Source organism: Vampirovibrionales bacterium (genome assembly GCA_016712355.1).
Taxonomy (GTDB): Bacteria; Cyanobacteriota; Vampirovibrionia; order Vampirovibrionales; family Vampirovibrionaceae; genus JADJRF01.
This window is the reverse complement of the sequence record JADJRF010000007.1, coordinates 12,026-35,367: the sequence shown is the minus strand read 5'-3', so window position 1 is coordinate 35,367 and position 23,342 is coordinate 12,026. Positions and strand designations below refer to the sequence as shown.

The window sequence follows — 23,342 nt, the reverse complement described above, 5'->3', positions numbered from 1 at the left end:
TTACCAGTTGATGCTTGATTTAACCGGAAACTTGGACGCGCCGTTATGACTACTTCTGAAATCATCATAGACTATCTACGCGACAATCCTAATTGCAACAGAGGAAATATAGAGAAATCATGCGGGATAAGCACATATCCAGTTAGATATGCGCTTTATGAGTTAATAAAGATTGGAGTTATAGGAAAATATCAATACGCTAATAACGATTGGCGTTATTTTATTATAGATGAATCGCTGTATAAAAAGAAAAATCCAATTACTGTTAATGAACAAATAGCGATTCTTTCTGCTGAAAAATTTGATCAATTTATTCATGAAGTGACTCCAATTATTTCTAATAATCCTGGTAAATCGTCGCTATTTTATGCGGAAGCTCTTGGAAAGAATTTGCAATCCACGGTTAGGCGGCTAAGATGCATGGAAAACAAGGATATGTTATTTTCAGATACGAGATGGAGACCAGCACCAATCAGTAATAAAGCGACTTTATGGTGGATAAAAGGCCAAGAGCCTACAGACCTTGATAACATTGATGTTAGTGGAGAACCTCTTAGGAATATTAAAGTAGAAAAATGTACTAAAACTCTATATAGAAAAGTACAAAAAAACGAGCAATTTATACGAGAGATTCTCTCATTAAGAGAGAAAAAACTAATGGAAAGATTGCAATCCGAGAATCGTCCAATGCCCATTCCGTCTTACGCGGAATTCTTTAAACGACAAGAAGGTAGGAAATAAAATGGCTGAGTATTACACGAATGAAAGCGCCGCTCACCTCCTTCTCTCCATGACAAGGATTGTCGAGAAGCCGGAAGACTGTGAAGGATTGCGGAAATGTTTGAATAAAGCGGTTGAAAATGTGGCGCTAGAAAGAGACAAAGAAATTGAGAAGCTGAAAAGATACCAATCAAAGCTAATAAAAAGAGTTCTATATTTAAGCCAATTGTGCTTACATATAATTGAAGAAGATTTGTCTAAAAAAGACGTTCTTTATAGCGTATTTTGCCCAACTCCAGATGAGTGAAAACAATGCTTGAACATTACACCCATGAATCATCCGCCGCGCTACTTCTTGAAGTCACTGGAATTCAAGAGACGCCAGAAAAATTGTAGCGGATTAGCGGCCTGTTTGAATGCAGCTATCGCAAAGATACAGGAAAGCTATACGCCTGGAGATAAGAGAATCGAGGCAGGGGATTACGTTGAAATTGAATTGGGTGGAGGTTATTGCGTCGATGGAATTATCGATCATGTCCCAAATAAGAGTAGCGATTATTGGATTATCATAGAAGATGATGGATGCTATCGCTATTTTTATAATCCTCCATCTATTAAGTTGGTTAGGAAAGGAGAAAATAAACAATGAAGCCTAGAGCGGAATATTGGGATTAATACGGCAATGCTGCTAGCATGTGCGCACCGGGGAGGCTGTTGACGCAGCCAGCCCGGCACGTCTTGCCAATATCCCTAACCAGATAGGAATTTGACCAATGTTATATTATAACATATCTGATTTTCCTGCTTCCAGTTTTTTAACGTGGGAGCGCCATCAATGAAAATTCTTGTTGCTTGTGAATTCACCGCGACCGTGCGTGATGCCTTCCTTTCTGCGTAGGTCATGACGCATGGTCATGTGACTATTCTCGATGCGAAGGGGACCAAAGTGGCATATTCAGGGCGACGTTCTAGCCATCCTAGAAGACGGCTGGGACATGATGATTGCTCACCCTCCTTGCACTCACCTTGCATCTAGCGGCGCGCGATGGTTTGAGAGCAAGGTGAAAGAACAGGGCGAGGCCCTGGAATTCGTTCGACTGCTACTTTCCGCACCAATCCCTCGAATTGCTCTTGAAAACCCGGTCGGCATAATATCCAGCCGTATCCGGAAGCCTGACCAGATAATCCAGCCATGGCAATATGGGCACGGAGAAACAAAGGCAACATGCCTTTGGCTAAAAGGACTTCCGAAGCTGAAGCCATCGAAAGTGGTAGCTGGTCGAGAAAATAAAATATGGAAAATGCCGCAATCGTCCGAACGATGGAAGAATAGAAGCCGGACATACAAAGGAATTGCAGATGCCATGGCGGCGCAATGGGGAGGCCAATCATGAATCCGCCTATCAATGCTCGCGTTGTGGTGCTGGTTCAGAAACAATCCTCAAGCCTCATTCTCAGAATTTCAAGACGCCTTCAATCGCGCAATGCGAATTGGTGGGCAGTCATGAATGCTAAGACTAGCAATGTCGTGAAACTCGAAGATCGGCGATTCTGGAAAGAGGTCAACGAGCGGCTGGCGCTCAATGCGCTCATCATGGAATCAGCCGCGCATGATAAGCGGCTTACAAAGATTGATCTCGTCGCCTTGATAACCCTCCTAAACAACCGTCAATTCTCAAACATGATCCGCTCTCTTCCGGGGAGATGGCCTGAAAAATCCATTCAGCGGCTCGTCAATTGCGGTTATCTCGTGGATTGTGGAATCGTCCCTAATCATGCAATCCCTGAGCTTGCGCCGTATTTACACGCATTTGAACTCTCGGAAAGAGAAGCTAACCGCGAGTGGTGGATGGAATGAATTCTGATATTAGGCTTTCAGTAAGTTTTTGGGATCATTGGAAAACAGTAGTTCTTAAAGAAGATTTAGGGTATCAGGGAGTTGAATCATTACAGCGATTATGGTGTTTTTCAGCAATCAACAAGCCAACCGGGAAGCTCGTCGGCATGAACTCCAGGGCTATAGAAATCGCTGCAAGATGGACCGGGGCACCGGGGGCGCTGACCACAAAGCTCGGTCGAGCTGGCATTTTTGGACTCTCAGAACGGCGTCTACGAACTTCATGACTGGGAAGAGCACAACGGATACGTGGTTCATGCTCCAGACCGATCAGACAAGGCAAGAAAAGCCGCAAGTGCAAGATGGGAAAGGAAAAACGACATAGAGCCTCCGCCAAGAAATGCTACGAGCAATGCTACGAGCAATGCTACGAGCATTCCTAAGAGCAATGCTAAAAGCAATGCCCCTTCTCCTGCTCCTGCTCCTGCTCCTGCTCCTGCTCCTGCTCCTGCTCCTGCTCCTGCTCCTGATCTTGGAAGATTGGAGGAGGAGGTGGTAACTGTCGCGCGCGACGGTTCCGCCACCGCCACCGCCGTTCTCATGGTTGACGAACCGCTGACGTTCTCGCCATCAGACATTCAAGCCGTCGAACGAATGCGGGAAATCTGGAACCGTAAATGCCCTAGCCATGGATTGCATCGGCTTGCTGAATTGCGACATTGGCCAGACAATCGGATCGAAGCGGCCAAGAATTTTCTATTCAAAAAAATCGACGGTGATTTGGATCGATGGGAAAGGCTAATCGATCATGTTTTGAAAGATTCGCTCATGACCGGTGGCGTACCGGCAAAAAAAGGCTATGCTCATCCATGGGCAGCATCATTTGACTGGCTACTCGAACAAGCCAATATCCTGAAAGTCATGGAGGGGCGCTGATGGAAAATCAACCGCTGGCCAGTATTGAAGCAGAAATCTCAGTTATTGGCGGAATCTTGGTTTCCCCGATTGCGTTCTCCGAAGTCTCGGCAATCGTTTCCGCTGTCGATTTCTCGAATGAACTGCATCGGCGGATTTTCTCGGCAATGACCGCCATGGATTCGGCGGGACAGCCGATTGACGTTCTCACGATTGCGGAATGGCTGGAAGCGCGCAGGGCATTGCAAGATGGCGATTGGGCCTATATCGGGACTGCCGCAAGAGATACCCCAAGCGCCGCGAACGTGCTGGCCTATGCGAGAATCGTTCGAGATAGGGCGCGTCGGCGTGAATTGATTCAGCTTGGAACTGATTTGCAGCAATGGTCCATGCGGGATGACGCCGAAACCGCGCTTGCAAAACTAAAATCCGCCACTGAATCCATTGCGGATGGGGCAGGAACGGAATCTGGATTAGTGCCGCTCAAGACTTTGCTTCCGGATGTTGTCAATGACATCGATCAACGATTCGAGGGCATCGCGCCGAAAGGCTCCCCGACCGGCCTTGCTGACCTTGATTCAAAAACAGGCGGATTGAAACCTGGAAAGCTATATCTGGTCGCTGGCCGTCCGGCAATGGGTAAAAGCGTACTCGGATTGCAGATTGCAGCGCGCGTTGTTGATGATGGCGGCAAAGCGGCTTATTTTACCGCCGAGATGCCGAACGCTGAACAAGTTGAACGGCTGGTGGCTAATACCGGAAATATCGATCTTGGCGCGTTGCAAACCGGGAAACTGGACGATGAGCACTGGGCGCGATTAACATCTGCGGTTTCGCAATTGTCATCCGCTAAACTTTGGTTCGACGAAACCGGCTCCCCGCTGCTTCCCGATATTCTCTCGAAAGCGCGGCGGCTGAAACGGCGTGAGGGGAATATCGATCTGGTGGTGGTCGATCATGCTGGACTGGTGGAGGCCGGCGGCGAGAATCGCCAGAACGCGCAATCGACCGTCGCCCGGGCGCTGAAAGGTCTGGCGAAGGAATTATCATGTCCAGTTATCGCGCTGGTGCAACTCTCTCGGAAACTCGAAGAACGAACAGACAAGCGCCCGATGCTTTCCGATTTGCGGGACTCTGGAGAGTGGGAACAATCCGCTGATGTGGTCGCCATGCTATACCGGGATGAGATTTACAGCCCCGATTCAGCCCGGACAAGGGTTTCGCTGAATTGCTGATTCGTAAACATCGCGGCGGCGTTTTGGGAATTATCCCATTTCGATTCCTTGGACAATACTCCCGCTTTGAATCCATGGCTGGCGGGTTGCCGTCATGGGATTTGCCGGCACCAACGAAAAGAAACAATCGAGGAATTGATCTTTAGCCATGAACTACGCATTCCAGAATTACCAACCACTACAGCCAGACAAGCGATTCAAGTACGGCGACAAGGTTCTTTTCATGCCACCGCCCGCCGCTTACTCGAAACAATGCAAGCAAGCGCGCTGTGTCGGAAAGAAAGGCTTTGTTGCGAGAATGCAATCTGAGGAATACGGGTTAGTGGTTTTCCAGGATTGCCCGTGTCTTTTAAATCTGAGATACTGCGAGAAGCAATGATGGTCAAACTCAATTCGGTAAGCCATCGGCATGGATTAGGAACTGCGTTTACCCAGCGCCGTGATCCAATCTTGGTTTGTCCGAATTGCAAGCGAGCCGTCATGTCTTTTATAGATATAATTGATGGAAAGCCATTTAGCATTTACCGATGCAAAGAACACGGCGATGTAGTGGAGATTTGGAGTGAGGTGGTTAATGAATACTAAAGAATGCTCTAAATCGGTATTATCAACTGATTATTATTTGTGCGATGTTTGCGGAAATACTACTTTTAAGACTTTGAGTTGAGCTATGGGATGAGCGATTCAGTTAATATCAACCCAGATCTATAGCACCCATGGCCAGACGGCGACGTTGGAGGCATGGCGGTTATCTGCAAGGATTGCGCGAAAACGCATCGAATCGAAATCGTGACCATCGAGCCGGAGAGGTGATCCATGCCCGGCCACCGCAAGCGCCCGCCGCGCCGCTCCAACCGGCTCCCGAAGAACCTGTACGCCGTCTTGGACGGAGACCTATCCAGCCTACGGGCCACGGTTGGCGATTTAAGCCGCCAAATCGGCTCAGGAAGCCACGCTACGAAGGAGGCCGCTAGGGGTGCCAAGGGTACGTCAGGAAAACGCCTAGAATCGCAAAATTTACCGTTTGAGGGGAAGCCATGAAGCCAGCAACTTTTTCGGTCGGTGACCGGGCGCGCAAAGTCGGGGGCAGCTATCAGGCAACCGGAACCATCCTCGCCGTGTTTATCACTCGAAACGGCGAACAGCGGTTCGTGTTCGACTTCGATGAGCCGCCTGGCTTGTTGCATATCTTCGGGCCGGCACAGATTGAGCCGATTGAGGAAACGTCGAAATGAGCGCCCGCTTTAAACTAACCGAACAGGATATTCAGGGCCAGATCATCGACTACCTGAGAATTGAACAAGCGCGGGGGCGAGTCGTATGGTTTGAGCGATCCAACGGCGGCGGCATGAAAAACCCGTCGGGGCGGGTGCTGCGGTTCTACTTTCTCTATTTGCGGGGCAAGATTCCGCGCAGCAAAGGCAAAGCGGATTTAAGCGGGATGCTAATGGGTGGCCAGTTCTTTGCTTTGGAGGTGAAACGGCACAATGAAAAACCCACCAAAGAGCAGCTTGAATATCTCGCAGCGGTTCGGGATGGCGGCGGTATCGCGGCGGTCGTGCGCAGTTTTAGCGACGCGAAGAATGTTTTATTCGCGGATGGGATTAAAGCCGTTCTGGCTGAAGAGGAAATGAATCATGAGCGGGAAATATAGTTTGCACACGAACTCGTTGATCGTTAAACCGGTGGGCCAACCGATTTATTGCGAAGAAGCTACCACTGTTTCAATCGAGGACGAGGGCGGCGGGTTATTTGTCGATCTTTCCCAACATCACGACGATGGCCGGAGTCGGATAAGCGTGGGTTATGAAGAATGGCCGCTGATCGTTGCCGCCGTCAATGCCATGTTTGATGAGATTGCGAAAATGGAGGATGAGGATAAATGAAACCTGAAATGCTGGCGGCTGCACACTGGGGTTATGTCGAAAGCGTCCTGCAACTGCACGGCGAACAACTGGACGTGATCGAAAAATGCGGTGAGCACTACAAAGCCGCATTCGTCCACGGATTCAAGCATGGCATCGAGTCTCTATCCGAGAACAGCGCCGATAAAGGGTCAAAAATCGCGGTGACGCGCATCTACGGCGCCAGGGGTGCGGATGTCTTCGCGGAAGGGATGCTCAGTCTCCACGGCGATCTGATTCGGATCGAGGGGAGCCGAGACTTGGAAATGACGGCACCCGAAGCGGCGCGGATCGGGCAAGAGTTGATCAGGCTGGCGAGGATTGGTGGATGGATCGATGACGAATACTGAATACATGCGGGCACGTTTGACGGCTGGAATTCACGCTGATCATCATGGAACCAAGCGGGAATCGCTAGAATCCTTGCGTTGTTCGGAATGGTCGATAGAATTTGAGCGACTCATGCGTAATCGGCTGCTGGTTGGGCGATTCAGGTATGCCAGCATGGCCGATCCGAATAGGCCGCAATACAATCGCATTGAATCAGCAAGCAAGCGATTGCGCGAATATCAAGATATTGGCAACCTTGAATTACTGGTTGATGTAGCCAATCTTTGCTTACTGGAATTCGTTCATGGCGATCATCCATCCAAGCATTTCAACGCAAAGGATGATGGGGAACACGTTGCATCTGTGGATTGGAGCGCGGCTTGATGTACACATGGCCTAAAGTGAGGAGGATTAGAATCAATGCCGGCTAAATCCCCCTTTCGCCTCACTCCGGCCAATCCGCCAGCGCAACCCAAGAAACCCGATACTCTCGCCCTGGGACGCATGAAAGCCGGGGTCCGCAACGCCACGGAAGCGGAATATGAAAAGCTCCTAGAAACCCGCCGTTGCTTGGGCGAGGTGCTTTGGTATCGCTTCGAGGGAATCACGCTCAGAATCGCCAAGGGCGTGAGCTACACGCCGGATTTCGTGGTGATGCTGGCCAGCGGAGAAATCGAACTGCATGAAGTCAAAGGCTACTGGCGAGACGATGCCCGCGCCAAGACCCGCGTCGCCGCTGAACAGTTCCCATTTCGGATTATTGCCATCACTAGACCCTCTCGAAAGAAAGGAGCGGGATGGGTGTTCGAGGACATATGAGCGCGCCGCCCAACCGGCTGCTGACCTGTGTAATACACATAAAATGATCGAAATAGGTGTATGATGACAACAATAAGTGAGATTCTGATGATCAAGCGGTGCTGTTTTTGCGGTATATTCGTTCCTCGTGAGCGGTGGACAGTTAAGGGCGATCCTGGAAACCCACAACCGCTTTGTGAGAAATGCTATAAGGAGGCCGCTCTTGATAGAGACTGACACGATGACCCCATCCCAAGCCGCCCTGGACCTGCTCCACGAATTCGAGCAGGGACCGCAAGGCGGCATGGCCTCGGTGCCGTACTGTGACTTTGCCGGGCATCCCACGATTGGTTGGGGCCATCGAATCCTGCCTAGAGAGCGATTCTCGAAGCCGCTGACGGTGGCTCAATCCGATGATCTGCTACGTAGCGACCTGGAACGGTTCGCCGCCGCCGTCAACTCATTGGTGACAGCGCCTATCACTCAATCGATGTTCGATGCCCTGGTGTGCTTTGCTTTCAATGTCGGGCTAGGCGCGCTCAAAGGCTCCACTCTCCTACGCCTGCTGAACCAACATTGGTACGCCGCCGCCGCACAGCAGTTCGAGCGATGGGACAAGGCCACGGACCAAAAGACCGGAAAAAAAGTATCACTAGCCGGCCTGAAGCGCCGCCGGCTGGCGGAACGTCGCTTGTTCGAGCGCGATGGATTCCAGCCATGAGGTACTATCTCTACATGCTCTTAGCCATGGCCGACGCGCGATACCAATCCGCCTATTGGGAACAAGTGGCGGTTTCCGAGTGGTGGCTTTCGGTTGTTGATCAAATTATCAAGAGGTAACAACATGTCTGATTTTGTCGATAGCAAAAGTGATGATCGTACCGTCAACAACGTCATGCGCCATGCCTACCGGGTGCTGAGTGATGACGAAAAGAACCTGATGCAGGCAATCAAAGATAAGGGGCTTGAATTGCATGAGCTGATTGAGAGCATCGGTCAATCCCGTGAACTCTCTCTTGCCAAGACGAAAACGGAAGAGGCGGTCATGTGGGCCGTTAAGCACCTGACAAAATGAAAGACGCTATTCTCTTTGCAATCACGATGACACTGATTTTCTCGCCATGGACTGTCCCTGTTTGCGATCATTGGCCGATTGTTGGGGGCGCCATGAAAGCATTAATTCTAGCTGCTTGCGCCGTTTCGGCTCCTTGCCTTGCCGATGACGGCGTTCCGTGGGTGACTCCGCATGTCGTGGATACCGGGGTTTCAATGGCGGTATTGCAGTCCGTACCTGGAGCGGTTGAACTGAACCCGCTGGGCTTCCCAGGCGTTTTGGTCGCTAAGGTCGCACTGGAAGGCATCGCGTTGGGCTATCGAGACGCTGGCGATGTCGAGACGTGCAAAGCCGTCGCTGGCGGTGCCCGTTGGGGCGGATGGATCGGCACCGGTGCGACTCTGGGAGGGCTAGCTGCTGGCCCTGTCGGGCTTGCTATTGGCGGTCTTGGCGCTGGGTTGCTGTCTTGGCAGTGGTCGCAAGAGTCCGCGCAGTGGACGTGCTCACAGCCGCCTCCGCTTGTGGATAGCGCGCCATATAGTTATTCTGGAGCGGAGTGCATTGGATGGAATAACGCTCGCCCTGATTTCTGCAACGAGATGCCGAAATGATCGACAAAAATCGGTTTCCAGATGAATTAATGACGGTTTATGTTTCTCCGAGATACCGAAGGCTGACTGCGGATTTCCGGTTTATTGACCCAGTGGAAGGAATCATCCGCTGCAAAAAATGGCTGGAAATCGACGGCGCTAGCTTCGGTCGAGCATTCTCGGTTCTGTTCGGCGATCAGCACGACTACGATGTGCCGGCAACTCCACATGATCAGCTCTATGAGGATAACCGCGTTGCTGGGAAATATCTGACTCGCCAGCAGTGTGACAAGGTTTTCTATCGGGCGATGCAGTACGCGGGATTCTCTAAAGCGCTTGCCTGGACTTTTTATTCCGGAGTCCGCCTTGGCGGCTGGTGGCCCTGGTGGCGGAATCGCCGACGCGATGCGAAAAAGCGGAAGGAGCGCGCAAAATGAGAACCCTATTGCTGGCCACATGCGGTTTATTCGCCGGGTGTATGGGCTTCCAACCGCTCGTAGATCAAGTTACGGATCAAACCGTGGCGGTTGAGCACGCGAAGTATCAAACCGCTGAGCTGATCATGTGCCGGGCGATCAGCATTGGTGAATGGATGCGATCCGTTGGGCCGTATCTAGAAAAAGTGCAAGGCTGGCGGGCGTTGTGTGTCGGGTCGAGTTTGCCAGACGTGCCGGGAATCCCGTGATGGAAGGCGATGACCGCGCAATCCATGAGCTGATCATTTCAAATCGTGAAATGACGAATCTCATACGTATTCATGACGCTGATATAGCGGCACTCAAGGCAAGAGTCGAGTACAACGCAAAACAAAGCGAAAAGCTGGAATCCATGGTACATCAAATTGGTGATGACGTTTCAGCGGTAAGAAACGACGTAACAAGCAAAGTCAATGAAATGCAGATTGCCGTTTTGAATCACATTCAAAACGATGAAATTGCACAAAACAGGATATTGAAAACAATTATTGTTGCCGCGTTTGTTAATGGAATGGCGGTTATATTATGGCTAATGAATTCTTGGGTTGCATCTGGGATGCCATGGCCCATATTCCCATGGCTTTAGATGGGTGATGAAATGAAAAGCATTGTTGCTATTGTTTTGATGTTGGCGGCTTCTGCTGCTTTTGCTGATACCTACCAACTCACGGTAGGATGGACTACGCCAACTTGGAATCCCAGTGACACGCCCAGCTACTCGGCAAAATATCGAGTCAACGGCGGTGCGGAGACCGTTTCCCCAAGCCTTACTTCGCCAAGCTGGACAACGACTGTAACCGCTACTCCAGGTAATCCAGTAGAGGTTGCAGCTCAGAATGTGAATGGCGCGCTAGTGTCGGCCTGGTCTGGATGGGTCACAGCGACCGCTGGTTACGCGCCGACTACTCCCACGACGCCGGCAGGCATGACGATCAACCTGATCCGCACCGGCCCGTAAGATGCCTTTTCCAAGATGGTCTCCCGATCAAGAGCGCCAACTCATGAGGCTTTGGAAAACAAGGTTGAATATCGAGGTTGCCGCCTTGGTCGGGAAATCCTTAGATGCTTGCGAGAAAAAGGCAAAAAGGCTGTATAAGTCTAATAAAGGATTTCGTGATGCTGCGAATCAAAGACAAGGCTCGTATTTGGACTTGCTTGCTGACCGCCGTTCTGACTTTATGCGCGAGTGTCGCGGACGCCCGGAATATCACGTTCGCGTGGGATTCAAGCCAGAACTGGACAGCCGGAACGACGGTTGAGCTTGAAGCAAATGGAGTCAGCGCAAATGGCATCACAGGCACTCAATATGTTCTCGATGTTCCCGTTCAGCCGGGCGAGGTCATTAGCGCACGGGCAAGGGCTATTCCGCCAACCGGTTATCAATGCGGAGACCCGCTTGAAATATGTCCACCATCGCCGTGGTCTGAATCGCTTGTACAGACAGTTCCACCAGACCCTACTGGATTATGGTCCACAAAAGAACCTATCGGTGGAGGTGGGGTAATGGCTGCGCCAACGTTTGTCTCTCAATATGCTACGGCATTCAATAGCACTACTACACCGAAAACCGCAATGAGTGCTGTAGCGATCAATTCTAATGATGTGCTAGTCTCGGTAGCGTCATCCGCAAACTCCTATAAAACGCTATCGATCACAGAAAACGGTGCCGCTTCCGCGACGCTACAAAGATCTAGCGTAGTAGTCGACTACTCTCCCGCTTATGGGTGGACATATGTTGCTCCGTCCGCTGAGACCATTACAATTTCATTCTCTTCTTCAGGCGGATCAGGCGAATATTTCGGCGGAAACATTGTGCGGTTTTCTGGATCAGATGGAGTTGGCGCGAGCAACGTTGCGACTGGAGCGAGCGGAAATCCGTCTGTTTCTCTCACGACAACGCAGGCCAATTCGGCGATTGTCGTGATCGTCTCAGACTGGAATGCGGTTTCAGGAACTCAGACGTTCACGAATAATTTTAGCGGCACCCCAACCGCGCTTACAGACTATCCCGGAGACGGTGCGCAATACGGCGTCGCTATCGCATATTTTCCAGACGCCGGCGCGGTGGGATCAAAAACGGTTGGCATGTCCGCGCCAACTGGGCAAAAGTGGACAATCATCGCGATTGAGGTGAAAGGAAGTACCTCAACAACCGTAACAGCGACAACCGGAATCGATGCGCTTGTTCAAAAAACTGGAATAACCGCAACATCTAGCTTGGGTGCATTGCTGCAAAAGTCGTTTAGCGGGACCGTGAGCATTGACTCAATTATTTCCGCAATTAAAACAGGCAGCATCTCAATAGACGCGCTGCTTAATGCAACTAATAAATCCGCCACTGTTTCAGTGGATGGATTGTTGCAGGCCGTAAGAACCGGCGCGGTTTCTATTGACGCGGCGATTGCCATTATCGTTGCGGCCACTTCTGGCGTTGATGCTCTGTTGCAAAGTTCGTTTAGCGCAACGTCTGGACTAGACGCAATTGTCAGTGGGAGTTCAACGGTTACTGCATCGCTTGATGGATTGCTGCAATCTGGAAAATCGACAACGGCGCTAATCGACGCGCTGTTACAAACCGGTTATCTATCACAGACCGGCATTGACGCGATTATCTCCAAGACGTTTAGTGCGACTGCATCACTCGATGCGCTCTTGCAGTCCGGCGCTATTACGTCCACTAGCCTAGACGCGATCATCAGCGGTGGCAGTTCGGCGTCGGTAGTGCTGGACGCGCTCTTGCAGTCCGGCGTGGTGAGTACAGCTTCTATCGATGCCTTGATACAAAAGCCGGCGTCCGTCACTGCCTCGATGGACGCTTTCATCCAGGGTAGTGCGTCCGCCGTTGCAGCGCTGGATGGGCTGTTACAGGGCGCTAAAACCGGCACACTGTCACTAGACGCGATCATCGTGAGTGCCGGGGAAGCGCTGGCCACAACGGCGCTGGACGGGCTGTTGCAGGCGCTCAAGACCGGCACGCTATCGCTGGATGCCCTGGTAGCGGTACCGGTCGCTGGGGCAACGGCTAGCTTGGACGCACTGCTGTCTGTGACCGGCGTGAGCACTGTCAATCTTGGCGCTTTGTTGCAATCCGCGAAAACGGGTATCATTTCCATCGATGGATTAGTGCAGTCCGCGAAAACCGCACCAGTGTCGATTGATGGATTGGTTCAATCGGCGAAAACTGGCACGGTTTCACTAGATTCGATAGTTGGAATTATTGGAAGCGCGGCTATTTCACTGGATGGGATTTTACAGAAAAGCAGGGCTAGCGGCGTATTTCTCGATGCGATCATCGGATTGATTTCGTCGATTATCATGCCTACCGGGCGCGTCATTAGCATTACACCAACTGATCGATATATTGTGATTAGCGAAACAGACAGATTCATTGTCATACCGAATTCAGATCGATCCGTTTTAAATTGAGGATATACCGATGGCCGCAACGATTCAGATTCACGAATTGACTACCGACGCTGACACGGGCGTTAACAAAACTTCAGGCACGGTGCGATTCAAGGCCGTTGCTTCTACGAGTTCGACGGCGGTGGATGCGAATGATCCGCTGGTGGTGCCCGGCGCTGGAACGAATTACAGCTATGTAAAAAAGCTACGCGCTTATATGGACGCGCCGCCGAATACGAATATCAGCAATATGCGTTGGTATTCGGACGGTAGCAGCGGGTTCGGGACCGGCGTCGCGTGTACGGCTAAGAACTTGGGAACCACCTTTGGAACGCACTACAATACGGCGATGAGCGGTGGCTCCAGTCTATTCGGCTATACATCCGGCTCTCCGCTGGATGGAGACGGAACGGATACGGGGCCATTCGTCCCGGCGGACGATAACACGTATGTAGGGGACATCATCGAGTTGCAGATTAGCGTGGCGTCTACCGCTACCAACGGCGCGCTGACTGCTGAGACGCTCACTCTGGCGTTTGATGAAGTGTAGGATGATCCTCCTACAAGACCGCTATGGTTTCGAGGCAGAAATGCCGGACGGAACCCTCATGACATCCGGCGGCGACATAGCCGGTGCGGTGAGAGTTTCCTTGATTCCGCAAATTCCACTATTGCCAAGGCATGATATTCTCGGACAAGTCTTTATCCGGCGATTCATGCGGGCGTTCAAGCGGTCGGTGGTTGGAGGATTCGACAAGCAGGCTTACTTCGCTGAGATCGAGCGACAAATCAGCGATAGCAGAATCGCGGCAAGATCGGCACGGGATGAAAAAGGTATTGTGCTGGCCACTGAAAAGGCCGAACCTGAAAAGCCGGTGAAAGGTGATGAATACATGCAAGTGGTCTGCATGGAATCTTGCCGGCTCTATGTCCGTCACTCGGACGGCGCAAGCCTGATTACTCCACCAGATTTTGAGCTGTATCTCTAGGAAATCACGCCATGGCTTATACGCACGATGGGAAAAAGCCGGTCAATTCTAAGAACGATCCTATTGACCCAGACGGTACAGACTGGCAATTCTTTCACTATGACGATTGGTTGCGTACCGGGGAAACCATTATTGCGCATACCGCGTCTATTGTGGGTGGAACCATCGTGACCGATTCAACCTACCTTGGAACGATGGTTGACGATACGGGAACTAGCTATGATCAGACCTATGGCGTGGAATATAGTGTTGCGGAAGGGGCAACATCCGTGATCTTGACGCATCGCGTATCCACTTCCACCACGGGCGCGGTTGATCTGGGACGGACTGATATTGATCGATCCGTGATTATTCCCGTTAGAACGCTTTGAGCGATGATGAAAGGTACTCCGCAGATATAGAAATGGCAGGTATCGCGGAGCCCGAAATTTCTGTAGCGACAGCACAACAAAACGGACCTTTTAGATGATAGTCAACAAGCGACAGCTTGCGGATATTCTCGGAACCACTGAAGAAACGCTGACTCAGTGGGCAAAACAGGGTATGCCGATCCTGCTTAAAAGACTGGGCAGGGAGGGCAATCAATACGAGACGGCGGCTGTTATTTCTTGGCTGGATGCTCGCCAAAAATCAGATGAACCCCCTACCGACTACGATACGGAGCGGACGCGAAAGGTAAAGCTGGAGGCCGATATTCTTGCCTTGGAGAAAGCACAACTCGAAGGCCACTTAATCCCCTCCGAGAAGGTAGAAGCATCTTGGATTGGAATGATTTCGGCTTTCCGGGCTAAGATGATTGCGATCCCCTACAAATACGCGCCACTGGTGGCCGGAAAGTCGTTTATTGAGGTCGAAACGCTACTCACAGACGCAATCCATACCGCGCTAGAAGAACTCTACCATGACAATGACATGGGAAATTGCCTTAAATCGGACCTCGAAATCGGCGCTCAAAGCGATCAAACCGCCACCGAAACTGACGGTCAGCGAGTGGGCGAATCAATATCTCCAACTGAGTGCTGAGGATAGCGCCGAACCGGGACAGTTCTCCACGGATCGCGCCCCATACCAAAAAGGCATTATGGACGCGGTATCCGAGAGAGGAATCCATACCGTCGTCGTCAAAAGCAGCGCGCAAATCGGGAAAACTGCGATTCTGAAAGCGATTATCGGCTTTCATGTCGATCAAGACCCCGCGCCTATTCTCATGCTCCAACCTACGGAGCACATGGCAGAGGCGTTCTCGAAAGACCGCCTTGCGCCGATGATTCGGGACACGCCGGCACTCAAGGACAAGATAGCCGATCCACGCTCTCGCGATTCTGGTAACTCAATCCTGCACAAACGCTTTGCCGGCGGGCACCTAACCCTTGCCGGGTCTAATTCTCCCGCTGGCCTTGCCAGCCGCCCGATCCGCATTGTGTTGTGCGACGAAGTAGACCGCTATCCAGCGTCCGCCGGCAGTGAAGGTGACCCGGTGAATCTGTCGATCAAGAGAACGGCAACGTTCTGGAATCGTCGCATTGTCTTGACTTCAACCCCGACCATTAAAGGCGCGTCTCGTATTGACATGGCGTATGAGAATAGCGACCAACGCCATTTTTACGTGCCTTGCCCGCATTGCGGAACCTTCCATATCTTTAAATGGGAGAACTGCCGCTGGCCTCCCGGTGAGCCTGATCGAGCGATCATGGTGTGCCCGGAATGCGCTGTCGAAATCGAGGAAAGTCACAAGCCGCGAATGCTGGCAATGGGAGAATGGCGAGCTGAAATGCCTTTTAACGGCGTCGCCGGGTTCCATATCAACGAACTCTATAGCCCATGGCGAAAATGGGCCGATATTGCTAGAGAGTTTCTATTTGCAAAGCAAGACCCGCAATTGCTCAAGACTTGGGTCAATACCAGCTTGGGAGAATCGTGGGAGGAAGACGCTGAAAAGGCCGACCCTGACTCACTGATGGGGCGTCGCGAGCATTACGGCAAGGATCAAATACCAGAAAGAATCCTGTATTTGACTGCTGGCGTGGACGTGCAAGGGGACCGACTGGAGGCTGAGATTGTCGGGTGGCGAGCATCATCACGTGATGAAGCGCCAGAATCGTGGGGCATTGAATATCGGGTATTCCATGGCGATCCAGCCAAAAATGAAGTATGGAATGACCTCGATGAATTCTTGCTAGGCATCTACCAGACCGAAACGGGCCGAAGACTGCGCGTCATGGCTGGTTGTGTGGATTCTGGCGGGCATCATACCGCACAGGTCTACGCATTTTGCGGCGCACGGATTGGTCGGCATATCTACCCAACAAAGGGAATGCCTGGAGCGAAGCCAATCTGGACGCCAAAAGCCGCAAAGAGTAAAAAATACAATGCGAATGTTTGGCATGTTGGCGCTGATTCAGGAAAAGACGCATGGTATGCACGGCTCAAGATTAAGGAGACCGGTCCAGGCTATTGCCATTTTCCGCTAGATTATGATAAACATTACTTTGAAATGCTAACCTCAGAACAGGTTAGAACGAAATACATTAAGGGCAGGCCAGTTCGAGAGTGGTTTCTGCCCGCAAACCGCAGAAATGAGGCGCTGGATATTCGCGTCTTGGCGCTGGCGGCTTTACTCGCAAGGCCGATTGACTGGGCCGCAATCAATCATTCACGGCCTATTCATTCCGCGCCCGCTCCAAAAGCCACAATCCGCACTGGCAACAGTTCATTCATCCGACGACAAACAGGAACTCCATGGATAAGATAAAATGGCAACATCCGACCGGAAACACTCCTAAAACCGTTGCGCTGGTTGCGCTAGGGCAGTCCCGCGACGTTTATGCGGGCGCATGGCTTCAGAACGATCTATCGGAAGCCGTCACAACCTGTGATGAGATTTGGACGCTGAATCGTGGCGTCAATGTTTTTAACCACGATCTTTTGTTCGTGATGGACCATATTCAAGGAGAAGCGGATAAGTTTCCCCGTTATGGCGCTTCGCTGTGGAAGCACAACAAGCCGATTATTACGAGCGACAACTCAGACGGCTGGCCCAATCACGTATATCGGTATCCGTTGAATGAGATTTGGGATTGGTTGAGAAAGAATATCCAGCCGCAACACTCGAACTGGTGGCACAACTCGCTAGCGTATATCGTGGTCTACGCGGCTTTCATCGGCGTAAAAGAGTTGCGAGTCTTCGGCGCAGATTATGCCGACCACAAAAACGGCGCGGTCGAAGATGGCCACGTCAACGTGGCCTACTGGGTAGGCGTGATGGAGCGCGCTGGCCTTGTGTGCATGGCTCCAGAACAATCCGGTTTTCTGGGCATCAATCAGCGCGGGTTCGTCTACGGGTACAAAGACAATCCGCTGGTGATTCCAGCCAATCGCGCCCGCTTCCGGGCGATGACTGGCCAAGGCGGGACCGAAGAAACCACGGCGCTCATATCCGGAGAGCGGCAAGTGGCCGAGACGCTGGAAGAGATACAGCCGGATCATCGATACCGCTATGCTTTTGCAGCCAGCAAGGTGCACGGCGTGGTCATTGATTGCGGGTCTGGTATCGGCTACGGCAGCCTTATCATGGCGCAACAGCCTGCTGTTGATACTATCATCGCTCTTGAACATAGCCGAGAGAGTATTGACTACGCTGAATCACATTATGACCACAAGAAAATATACTACTCTCAGGAAGAGCTGGATGGGCGGTGTCTTCATGAAAGATATAGGACCGGATACGCAGCCAACTGGGCGGTTGCTTTCGAGCTGATCGAGCACCTTCACGACCCGAAGCCGCTCCTTCAGTCGCTACCCGCTGACCGGCTGCTGATCAGCGTCCCCAACGAAAATGTGGTGCCCTATTCGCCGGAAACCGCACCGTTTCATCAACGGCATTACACCCCTTTCCAGTTGCAAGAACTTTTGACGGAAACCGGGTGGAAGGCGGTCAAGACATGGGGCCAGCACGGGCCAATGTCTGACGTTGTGGAATTTGACGAAAACTGCCGGACGATCATTGTCGAGGCCGAACGATGGCGCGATTCATCGAATACCAACAGCACCGTTGGCGATTCACAGACCTAGCTCGATCCCATCACATTAGCCCTGGTGCGCTCTACCATCGGTTAGAGCGTTTCGGGGAGACTGCAACGGGTATCGCCCGCGCGCTGGCTACCGGGATTATGACGCGGGAACAAGCCGGAAAGCGCGGAAAAGAGAATAATCGCTTTTATTGCAATCGCGGGTATTGCAAAGATTAATCCGATTGCATATATTGTAATTGCGCTATATTCGGCGCTTACAAAGGGTAATGCAATGTATTTGACGATTGCAACGACCGATGAACTGCTGGTTCAGGCAAAAGAAATCGAGGCCGAACTACTGAAGCGTCTCGATGAAGAGCTTACAAAACTCGATGCGCGCCGCGACGAACTGCTGGCGATGAAGCCGCCCGCGAAGCAGGAAGAGCCGGCGAAGAAAAAGCGCGGCCAATCTACTCTTCCGCCAAAGTATCGCAATCCAAGCGACCCTACGCAGACATGGACCGGTCGCGGCAAAGCGCCGGCATGGATGGCTGGGCTCGATCGTGAAAGCTGCTTGATTCCGATGGAGGGCTAAGACATGTTTCTTGGACAGCATTCCATTGCTACTGAAAATACGATCATGGGCGACGCGCCGATTCCCATCGAGCGCCGGCTGATCCTGCCGACGCTGGACGGCATGAGTTTCGGCGATCTTCGGTATATCGCCGATTCCATTGCCGAATATGCCGGTGAGGTCCAAGTGGCGTTGGAGCAGAGGCGCGAAGAGCGCATCGAGGAACTGAAGGCCCAAGTTGAAGCCGACAAGGCCAGAGCGGCGGCAACGGAAGCCGAACTCGCCGCGTTACAACCGCAACCGGCCAAGGTTGCCAACCCTTCGACGCCGAAGTACCGGGACCCGGCGAAGCCGGAGAACACCTGGGCCGGGCGCGGGAAGATGCCTGGATGGCTGAAGAAGAAACAGGAAGAAGGCGCAAGCCTTGAGGATTTTCTGGTGGACAAGCCGACTGTGCCGAGTTCGACTGACGATCCGGGGTTTTGAGCATGGAGCGCAAAAAGAACGAATCTAAAGAGTCGTACCATGCCAGGCTGAAAGCCGATCAAGTGTCAGCTAAGCATCGCGCAAAAGGCCGTGTGGTTTGGGATTCCAGAAATCAAGGAACCTACGTTAGAGCCAAACATGGCCCGCTTCGCTGAATCCAACTGCATATCCAGACCCGCCCCATGGCGGGTTTTTTGATGCTTGACATTCCATTTTTTTGTGTTGTAAGCATGGAATGTCAATATTTACCGGTATCCCCGTAGCAACCTTGCAAACGTGGCTGAGCGATGCTCAGACCGCGATGCAGGAACTTGCCATCGGCAAGCGCGCGGTCACAATTGCGACCGGCGACAAGCGCCTATCGTTCTCCCCAGCAGAACTCCCCCGACTCAAAGCCTATATCGGGCAACTCCAAGCGGCCATCGCTGAGGCCACGGGATCGGCAACTGGGAAGCCCTACGCGGTGGCGACATGGACGCGCTAACCCGTCTGATTGCCTACGTTGCGCCGTCCTGGGCGGCTTCCCGGATGCTGGCACTCGGACGGCTGGCCAGCGCAAAACGCTACTACGACGCCGCCACCGCTACCTCTCAGCATCCAAGGCGCGGCAACTCGGCAAGCGCGGATGCTGTCATGGACCGCGCCAAGGGCAACTTGCGCGAGTATGGCCGGTGGCTGGACGAAAACCACGATCTAGCGATTGGCATCCTTGACGATCTGGTAACGAACATCATCGGCGCGGGCGCAGGTATCGAGCCGATGGCCAGAAATGCGCGCACTCGCGATCCGGCGACGGACCTCAATAAGCAGCTTGCCGAGTTGTGGGAAGAGTTTTGGCAATACCCAGAAGTGACCGGCGAACTTCCAGGCAGCGAAATGGAGCGGATTGTCTGTCGCTCTTTTCTTCGGGATGGAGAGGTATTTGCTCAACACGTCAATAAGCCCGTTGCGCCGTACACCAGCCGAATCCCTTATGCGCTGGAATGGCTCGAATCTGATTTTGTGCCCTTCGATCTAACCGACGCATCTCGGCTGATCGTTCACGGCGTGCAAAAAGACGGCTGGGGTCGCGCGATTGGCTATTACGTTCTCAAGCAGCATCCCGGCTCACTGATTCTTCCCGGCTCAAGATTCGATACGGTTTTTCTTCGCGCCGAAAACGTGGTGCACCTTAAATTGGTGAAACGGCTACACCAAACGCGCGGTGTATCTATTTTCCATGGCGTGCTGACCCGGCTGGATGATCTGAAAGATTACGAAGAGAGCGAGCGAATTGCCGCGCGAGTTGCCGCCGCACTCACTGCTTTCATCAAGCGCGATTCGGCGCTATCGGATACCGTCACTACGACTGGCGAAGAGAGCCAAACCGGGAGCCGTTCATTTTCAATGGAACCTGGTTTAATCTTCGACGGATTACAGCCGGGTGAGGATGTCGGCGTTATCGACTCGAAACGCCCGAATCCGAATCTTGAGCTATTCCGCAATTCACAACTGCGGGCCATTGCGTCCGGGACCGGCACGAGATTTTCCAGTATCGCCAAGAACTACAACGGCACGTATTCCGCGCAACGGCAAGAACTGGTTGAGACGGTTGCGCATTATCGCCGTATCTTTGACTACCTTCGCGAGAAATTCTATTTGCCGGTCTGGCGTCGATTTATTGATGCGTCTCGGCTTTCCGGTCTGTTGCGCGTACCGGCCGGCGTTGATGAGATGAGTCTCTATCGTCCTGAAATCCGCCCGCCGCAAATCCCGTGGATCGATCCAAAGAAAGAAATCGAAGCATTTCAAGCCATGGTCGAGGCCGGCTTTAGAAGCAGACAGCAGGTTATTAGAGACTTGGGCGGAGACCCAGCAACGGTTGACGCGCAGCTTATGGCCGACCCGCTGGACGTGCGCCCGCCGCTGGATTCGCAGCCGAAACAGCAAACGCCACAAGAGGCTCCAGTACAGGATCAAGCGGCATGAGTACAAGAGACCTAAGCGCGTTGCAAGATGGCCGCTTTGAGCGGTTTGCAACGCTAGATTTGCGGGAAGCCAATCTCGAAAGCCGAACCGTTCCCGCGTCGCTATCCAGCGAATCGCCAGTTGATCGATTCTTTGGCCGAGAGATTCTTGTTCACGATTCAGACGCCGTTGATTTGAGTCGGGCCGGCGATGGATTGCCGCTGCTATGGAATCACAATACCGATGAGCCAATCGGCGTGGTGGAGCGAATTAAAATCAAGGATGGAAAATTGCGTGGCGTCTTGCGGTTTTCAAATAACAAGAAAGCCATTGAAGTATTTAATGATGTGCGTGACGGGTTTTTAAAGAATATCTCTATTGGCTATCAAGTCAACAAATTTGAAGAACAAGCAAATAGTAACGACATCCGCGTGACTGGATGGACGCTACTTGAATCAAGTGTCGTAACGGTGCCGGCGGACGCATCCGTTGGAATTAATCGGTCTTTAAGTGGAGTTAATGCAATGGCTGATGAAACTCAAACGCCGGCTGTCGAAGTCGGGACTACTGATAATCATGGCGCTGGCACTGATCCGGTTGTGCCGATTCGTCAAATCGATGCCATACGCGCTAAAGCAGTTCTGGATGAGCGCAATCGACTGAAAGAAATCGATGGCATCTTTGCTAATCCAATTGTCCCCCGTGATTCGGTGTATGACGGCATTCGAGCGCAAGCGCTGAATGAAGGATGGAGCGCCGATCAAACTCGCAAGATTGTGATGGAGACGCTGGGCGGCGAAGCGGAACCGGCTTCCAACCAAGGAACCGTGCCTGATGGCGTGCAAGTTTTTGGCGTTGCCAGTCGCGCTCAACCCGCCGCCTCCCCTGCTTATCAGCCGCGACCGTTGGGTGCTGGTGTCCGCATGGGCGAAGATCAGACTGAGAAATTCCGCAACGGATTTACCGAAGCGATGCTTGTGAAAGCCGGCGTCCTGACCGACCGCAAGTCGATTGACGGCGCGCGGGCTGGTGGATTCGTGGGCAAGCGGTTGATCGTGCTCGCTGGCGATTATTGCCGGATGCACGGCATCAACACACAAGCGATGGACGATGACGCCGTAGCCTTTCGCGCGTTGACGTATCGCGCTGCTGGGCAAACCACGTCCGACTTCACCAATATCCTTGCTAATGTCGCTAACAAGTCGCTGCTGAAAGGGTGGCAAGAGGCTCCCGGAAACGTGGCAGACCTGGACGCGGCGCGGCACCTTGCCGGATTTCAAGACCGCAGAGATTAGCGGCCTTTCCGGCTTCACCGGCTTGGATGAAGTCCCGGAAGATGGAGACATCACTTACGGCAAGTTCACGGATCGTAAGGAAACGATCAAGCTGGTGAGCTATGCGAAGAAATACCGCATCACTCGCAAGCTGATCATCAACGACGATCTGCGTGCCCTGTCGGCTATTCCCCGCGCAATGGGCCTGGCCGGCAATCGGAAGGTTGGCGACATCACTTATGCGCTGCTGAATGGCACCGGTCCGACTCTGAATCAGGACTCTACGGCGCTTTTCGACACGTCAAGCCATAAGAACTATGTGGCTGCATCCACCGCTCCCACTGTCGCGACGCTGAATACCGCTGCCGTGGCCATGGCTAAGCAGACCGACCCGAACACTAGCGCGGTGCTGAATATCCAGCCACGGTTCCTGATGGTCCCGAAGGCGCTTGAGCACACCGCGCGCGTGCTCATGGCCGCGACTTACGACCCGGCTGGCACTGGGGCAACCTTGCCGCCAAATCCGTTCAGCGGTCGCTACGAGGTCATCACGGATGCCCGGCTCGATGGACAGACTTACGGCACCGCAGCGTGGTATCTGCTGGCTGATCCGAACATCTTCGACACGTTTGAGGTCGCTTTCCTGAATGGCATGGCCGAACCGTACATGCGGGAAAACGAAGAGTGGGATGGTCAAGGCACTAGCTATTTGGTGGGCGTTGACTTCGGCGTGTCCGCGCTCGATTTCCGCGCTGTTCACAAGTATCGCGGCAACTAATCCATTCCATCATGCCGCCC

Annotated in this window: 30 protein-coding genes; 29 read left to right on the top strand and 1 reads right to left on the bottom strand. The window is 52.5% G+C overall.

Features of this window, described 5'->3' with window-relative positions:
• Window positions 1–45 precede the first annotated feature (45 nt).
• The 3 genes from IPK79_13835 to IPK79_13825 are packed head-to-tail and all read left to right on the top strand — an operon-like array spanning window position 46 to window position 1,369.
• Window positions 46–741 (top strand): hypothetical protein, encoded by a 696-nt coding sequence (locus IPK79_13835; protein ID MBK8191514.1) that lies wholly within the window; start codon window positions 46–48, stop codon window positions 739–741.
• 1 nt (window position 742) lies between these two features.
• Window positions 743–1,027, top strand: coding sequence for a hypothetical protein (locus IPK79_13830; protein MBK8191513.1), 285 nt, complete (start codon window positions 743–745; stop codon window positions 1,025–1,027).
• A 24-nt stretch (window positions 1,028–1,051) separates the two neighbouring features.
• Window positions 1,052–1,369: a hypothetical protein gene (locus tag IPK79_13825; GenBank protein ID MBK8191512.1), complete on the top strand. Its 318-nt coding sequence runs from the start codon at window positions 1,052–1,054 to the stop codon at window positions 1,367–1,369.
• Window positions 1,370–1,752: 383 nt separating this feature from the next.
• On the opposite strand, the gene IPK79_13820 is transcribed toward IPK79_13825, so the two are convergent.
• On the bottom strand, window positions 1,753–2,112 hold the full coding sequence (locus tag IPK79_13820; protein ID MBK8191511.1) for a hypothetical protein: 360 nt from the start codon (window positions 2,110–2,112) through the stop codon (window positions 1,753–1,755).
• On the opposite strand from IPK79_13820, the gene IPK79_13815 reads away from it, so the two are divergent.
• From IPK79_13815 to IPK79_13690, 26 genes are all read left to right on the top strand, one after another.
• Window positions 2,111–2,578 (top strand): hypothetical protein, encoded by a 468-nt coding sequence (locus IPK79_13815; GenBank protein MBK8191510.1) that lies wholly within the window; start codon window positions 2,111–2,113, stop codon window positions 2,576–2,578. The genes IPK79_13820 and IPK79_13815 overlap by 2 nt on opposite strands.
• A gap of 231 nt (window positions 2,579–2,809) precedes the next feature.
• Window positions 2,810–3,493 (top strand): hypothetical protein, encoded by a 684-nt coding sequence (locus tag IPK79_13810; GenBank protein ID MBK8191509.1) that lies wholly within the window; start codon window positions 2,810–2,812, stop codon window positions 3,491–3,493.
• Entirely contained in the window at window positions 3,493–4,707 is a 1,215-nt protein-coding gene (locus tag IPK79_13805) for a replicative DNA helicase (protein ID MBK8191508.1), read from the top strand. The genes IPK79_13810 and IPK79_13805 overlap by 1 nt, the downstream gene beginning before the upstream one ends.
• 1,037 nt (window positions 4,708–5,744) lie before the next feature.
• Window positions 5,745–5,942 (top strand): hypothetical protein, encoded by a 198-nt coding sequence (locus IPK79_13800; protein MBK8191507.1) that lies wholly within the window; start codon window positions 5,745–5,747, stop codon window positions 5,940–5,942.
• The gene (locus tag IPK79_13795) at window positions 5,939–6,361 is read left to right on the top strand and encodes a hypothetical protein (GenBank protein MBK8191506.1); all 423 of its coding nucleotides are present in this window, start codon (window positions 5,939–5,941) and stop codon (window positions 6,359–6,361) included. Before IPK79_13800 ends, IPK79_13795 begins: the two co-directional genes overlap by 4 nt.
• Window positions 6,345–6,593: a hypothetical protein gene (locus tag IPK79_13790; protein ID MBK8191505.1), complete on the top strand. Its 249-nt coding sequence runs from the start codon at window positions 6,345–6,347 to the stop codon at window positions 6,591–6,593. The genes IPK79_13795 and IPK79_13790 overlap by 17 nt, the downstream gene beginning before the upstream one ends.
• Window positions 6,590–6,961 carry a hypothetical protein gene (locus tag IPK79_13785; protein ID MBK8191504.1) on the top strand — a complete coding sequence of 124 codons (372 nt, stop codon included), beginning with the start codon at window positions 6,590–6,592 and terminating at the stop codon, window positions 6,959–6,961. Before IPK79_13790 ends, IPK79_13785 begins: the two co-directional genes overlap by 4 nt.
• Entirely contained in the window at window positions 6,948–7,325 is a 378-nt protein-coding gene (locus IPK79_13780; protein ID MBK8191503.1) for a hypothetical protein, read from the top strand. Before IPK79_13785 ends, IPK79_13780 begins: the two co-directional genes overlap by 14 nt.
• A 120-nt stretch (window positions 7,326–7,445) precedes the next feature.
• Window positions 7,446–7,760 carry a DUF1064 domain-containing protein gene (locus tag IPK79_13775; GenBank protein ID MBK8191502.1) on the top strand — a complete coding sequence of 105 codons (315 nt, stop codon included), beginning with the start codon at window positions 7,446–7,448 and terminating at the stop codon, window positions 7,758–7,760.
• Between the two features lie 220 nt (window positions 7,761–7,980).
• Window positions 7,981–8,460 (top strand): lysozyme, encoded by a 480-nt coding sequence (locus tag IPK79_13770; protein ID MBK8191501.1) that lies wholly within the window; start codon window positions 7,981–7,983, stop codon window positions 8,458–8,460.
• A gap of 123 nt (window positions 8,461–8,583) precedes the next feature.
• A complete protein-coding gene (locus tag IPK79_13765) occupies window positions 8,584–8,814 on the top strand; it encodes a hypothetical protein (GenBank protein ID MBK8191500.1) in 231 nt (76 codons plus the stop codon).
• A 92-nt stretch (window positions 8,815–8,906) separates the two neighbouring features.
• Complete coding sequence (locus IPK79_13760) at window positions 8,907–9,404, top strand: hypothetical protein (GenBank protein MBK8191499.1); 498 nt, start codon at window positions 8,907–8,909, stop codon at window positions 9,402–9,404.
• A complete protein-coding gene (locus IPK79_13755) occupies window positions 9,401–9,820 on the top strand; it encodes a DUF1353 domain-containing protein (GenBank protein MBK8191498.1) in 420 nt (139 codons plus the stop codon). Before IPK79_13760 ends, IPK79_13755 begins: the two co-directional genes overlap by 4 nt.
• Window positions 9,821–9,971: 151 nt before the next feature.
• Window positions 9,972–10,445: a hypothetical protein gene (locus IPK79_13750; GenBank protein ID MBK8191497.1), complete on the top strand. Its 474-nt coding sequence runs from the start codon at window positions 9,972–9,974 to the stop codon at window positions 10,443–10,445.
• Between the two features lie 530 nt (window positions 10,446–10,975).
• Window positions 10,976–13,285, top strand: coding sequence for a hypothetical protein (locus tag IPK79_13745; GenBank protein MBK8191496.1), 2,310 nt, complete (start codon window positions 10,976–10,978; stop codon window positions 13,283–13,285).
• 10 nt (window positions 13,286–13,295) lie between these two features.
• Window positions 13,296–13,814, top strand: coding sequence for a hypothetical protein (locus tag IPK79_13740; GenBank protein ID MBK8191495.1), 519 nt, complete (start codon window positions 13,296–13,298; stop codon window positions 13,812–13,814).
• Between the two features lies 1 nt (window position 13,815).
• Window positions 13,816–14,253: a hypothetical protein gene (locus IPK79_13735; protein MBK8191494.1), complete on the top strand. Its 438-nt coding sequence runs from the start codon at window positions 13,816–13,818 to the stop codon at window positions 14,251–14,253.
• An 11-nt stretch (window positions 14,254–14,264) separates the two neighbouring features.
• A complete protein-coding gene (locus IPK79_13730; protein MBK8191493.1) occupies window positions 14,265–14,624 on the top strand; it encodes a hypothetical protein in 360 nt (119 codons plus the stop codon).
• A gap of 530 nt (window positions 14,625–15,154) precedes the next feature.
• On the top strand, window positions 15,155–17,005 hold the full coding sequence (locus IPK79_13725; protein ID MBK8191492.1) for a phage terminase large subunit family protein: 1,851 nt from the start codon (window positions 15,155–15,157) through the stop codon (window positions 17,003–17,005).
• Window positions 16,993–18,324, top strand: coding sequence for a hypothetical protein (locus IPK79_13720; protein ID MBK8191491.1), 1,332 nt, complete (start codon window positions 16,993–16,995; stop codon window positions 18,322–18,324). Before IPK79_13725 ends, IPK79_13720 begins: the two co-directional genes overlap by 13 nt.
• A gap of 231 nt (window positions 18,325–18,555) precedes the next feature.
• On the top strand, window positions 18,556–18,858 hold the full coding sequence (locus tag IPK79_13715) for an H-NS histone family protein (protein MBK8191490.1): 303 nt from the start codon (window positions 18,556–18,558) through the stop codon (window positions 18,856–18,858).
• Between the two features lie 3 nt (window positions 18,859–18,861).
• Entirely contained in the window at window positions 18,862–19,323 is a 462-nt protein-coding gene (locus IPK79_13710; protein MBK8191489.1) for an H-NS histone family protein, read from the top strand.
• Window positions 19,324–19,558: 235 nt separating this feature from the next.
• On the top strand, window positions 19,559–19,807 hold the full coding sequence (locus IPK79_13705; protein MBK8191488.1) for a hypothetical protein: 249 nt from the start codon (window positions 19,559–19,561) through the stop codon (window positions 19,805–19,807).
• Window positions 19,795–21,291 carry a phage portal protein gene (locus IPK79_13700; GenBank protein MBK8191487.1) on the top strand — a complete coding sequence of 499 codons (1,497 nt, stop codon included), beginning with the start codon at window positions 19,795–19,797 and terminating at the stop codon, window positions 21,289–21,291. The genes IPK79_13705 and IPK79_13700 overlap by 13 nt, the downstream gene beginning before the upstream one ends.
• Complete coding sequence (locus IPK79_13695) at window positions 21,288–22,565, top strand: HK97 family phage prohead protease (GenBank protein ID MBK8191486.1); 1,278 nt, start codon at window positions 21,288–21,290, stop codon at window positions 22,563–22,565. Before IPK79_13700 ends, IPK79_13695 begins: the two co-directional genes overlap by 4 nt.
• The gene (locus tag IPK79_13690) at window positions 22,537–23,322 is read left to right on the top strand and encodes a hypothetical protein (GenBank protein ID MBK8191485.1); all 786 of its coding nucleotides are present in this window, start codon (window positions 22,537–22,539) and stop codon (window positions 23,320–23,322) included. Before IPK79_13695 ends, IPK79_13690 begins: the two co-directional genes overlap by 29 nt.
• The last annotated feature ends 20 nt before the right edge of the window (window positions 23,323–23,342 follow it).

What these genes read in the sequence shown, in the direction of transcription:
- IPK79_13820 (MBK8191511.1), bottom strand. Translation starts at nt 2,112, where the DNA reads ATGATTGGCCTCCCCATTGCGCCGCCATGGCATCTGCAATTCCTTTGT.
- IPK79_13775 (MBK8191502.1), top strand. Translation starts at nt 7,446, where the DNA reads ATGAAAGCCGGGGTCCGCAACGCCACGGAAGCGGAATATGAAAAGCTC.
- IPK79_13785 (MBK8191504.1), top strand. Translation starts at nt 6,590, where the DNA reads ATGAAACCTGAAATGCTGGCGGCTGCACACTGGGGTTATGTCGAAAGC.
- IPK79_13815 (MBK8191510.1), top strand. Translation starts at nt 2,111, where the DNA reads ATGAATCCGCCTATCAATGCTCGCGTTGTGGTGCTGGTTCAGAAACAA.
- IPK79_13835 (MBK8191514.1), top strand. Translation starts at nt 46, where the DNA reads ATGACTACTTCTGAAATCATCATAGACTATCTACGCGACAATCCTAAT.
- IPK79_13750 (MBK8191497.1), top strand. Translation starts at nt 9,972, where the DNA reads ATGGATGCGATCCGTTGGGCCGTATCTAGAAAAAGTGCAAGGCTGGCG.
- IPK79_13800 (MBK8191507.1), top strand. Translation starts at nt 5,745, where the DNA reads ATGAAGCCAGCAACTTTTTCGGTCGGTGACCGGGCGCGCAAAGTCGGG.
- IPK79_13790 (MBK8191505.1), top strand. Translation starts at nt 6,345, where the DNA reads ATGAGCGGGAAATATAGTTTGCACACGAACTCGTTGATCGTTAAACCG.
- IPK79_13700 (MBK8191487.1), top strand. Translation starts at nt 19,795, where the DNA reads ATGGACGCGCTAACCCGTCTGATTGCCTACGTTGCGCCGTCCTGGGCG.
- IPK79_13770 (MBK8191501.1), top strand. Translation starts at nt 7,981, where the DNA reads ATGACCCCATCCCAAGCCGCCCTGGACCTGCTCCACGAATTCGAGCAG.
- IPK79_13760 (MBK8191499.1), top strand. Translation starts at nt 8,907, where the DNA reads ATGAAAGCATTAATTCTAGCTGCTTGCGCCGTTTCGGCTCCTTGCCTT.
- IPK79_13735 (MBK8191494.1), top strand. Translation starts at nt 13,816, where the DNA reads ATGATCCTCCTACAAGACCGCTATGGTTTCGAGGCAGAAATGCCGGAC.
- IPK79_13705 (MBK8191488.1), top strand. Translation starts at nt 19,559, where the DNA reads ATGTCAATATTTACCGGTATCCCCGTAGCAACCTTGCAAACGTGGCTG.
- IPK79_13780 (MBK8191503.1), top strand. Translation starts at nt 6,948, where the DNA reads ATGACGAATACTGAATACATGCGGGCACGTTTGACGGCTGGAATTCAC.
- IPK79_13830 (MBK8191513.1), top strand. Translation starts at nt 743, where the DNA reads ATGGCTGAGTATTACACGAATGAAAGCGCCGCTCACCTCCTTCTCTCC.
- IPK79_13695 (MBK8191486.1), top strand. Translation starts at nt 21,288, where the DNA reads ATGAGTACAAGAGACCTAAGCGCGTTGCAAGATGGCCGCTTTGAGCGG.
- IPK79_13795 (MBK8191506.1), top strand. Translation starts at nt 5,939, where the DNA reads ATGAGCGCCCGCTTTAAACTAACCGAACAGGATATTCAGGGCCAGATC.
- IPK79_13740 (MBK8191495.1), top strand. Translation starts at nt 13,296, where the DNA reads ATGGCCGCAACGATTCAGATTCACGAATTGACTACCGACGCTGACACG.
- IPK79_13825 (MBK8191512.1), top strand. Translation starts at nt 1,052, where the DNA reads ATGAATCATCCGCCGCGCTACTTCTTGAAGTCACTGGAATTCAAGAGA.
- IPK79_13745 (MBK8191496.1), top strand. Translation starts at nt 10,976, where the DNA reads ATGCTGCGAATCAAAGACAAGGCTCGTATTTGGACTTGCTTGCTGACC.
- IPK79_13805 (MBK8191508.1), top strand. Translation starts at nt 3,493, where the DNA reads ATGGAAAATCAACCGCTGGCCAGTATTGAAGCAGAAATCTCAGTTATT.
- IPK79_13715 (MBK8191490.1), top strand. Translation starts at nt 18,556, where the DNA reads ATGTATTTGACGATTGCAACGACCGATGAACTGCTGGTTCAGGCAAAA.
- IPK79_13720 (MBK8191491.1), top strand. Translation starts at nt 16,993, where the DNA reads ATGGATAAGATAAAATGGCAACATCCGACCGGAAACACTCCTAAAACC.
- IPK79_13730 (MBK8191493.1), top strand. Translation starts at nt 14,265, where the DNA reads ATGGCTTATACGCACGATGGGAAAAAGCCGGTCAATTCTAAGAACGAT.
- IPK79_13755 (MBK8191498.1), top strand. Translation starts at nt 9,401, where the DNA reads ATGATCGACAAAAATCGGTTTCCAGATGAATTAATGACGGTTTATGTT.
- IPK79_13765 (MBK8191500.1), top strand. Translation starts at nt 8,584, where the DNA reads ATGTCTGATTTTGTCGATAGCAAAAGTGATGATCGTACCGTCAACAAC.
- IPK79_13725 (MBK8191492.1), top strand. Translation starts at nt 15,155, where the DNA reads ATGACAATGACATGGGAAATTGCCTTAAATCGGACCTCGAAATCGGCG.
- IPK79_13710 (MBK8191489.1), top strand. Translation starts at nt 18,862, where the DNA reads ATGTTTCTTGGACAGCATTCCATTGCTACTGAAAATACGATCATGGGC.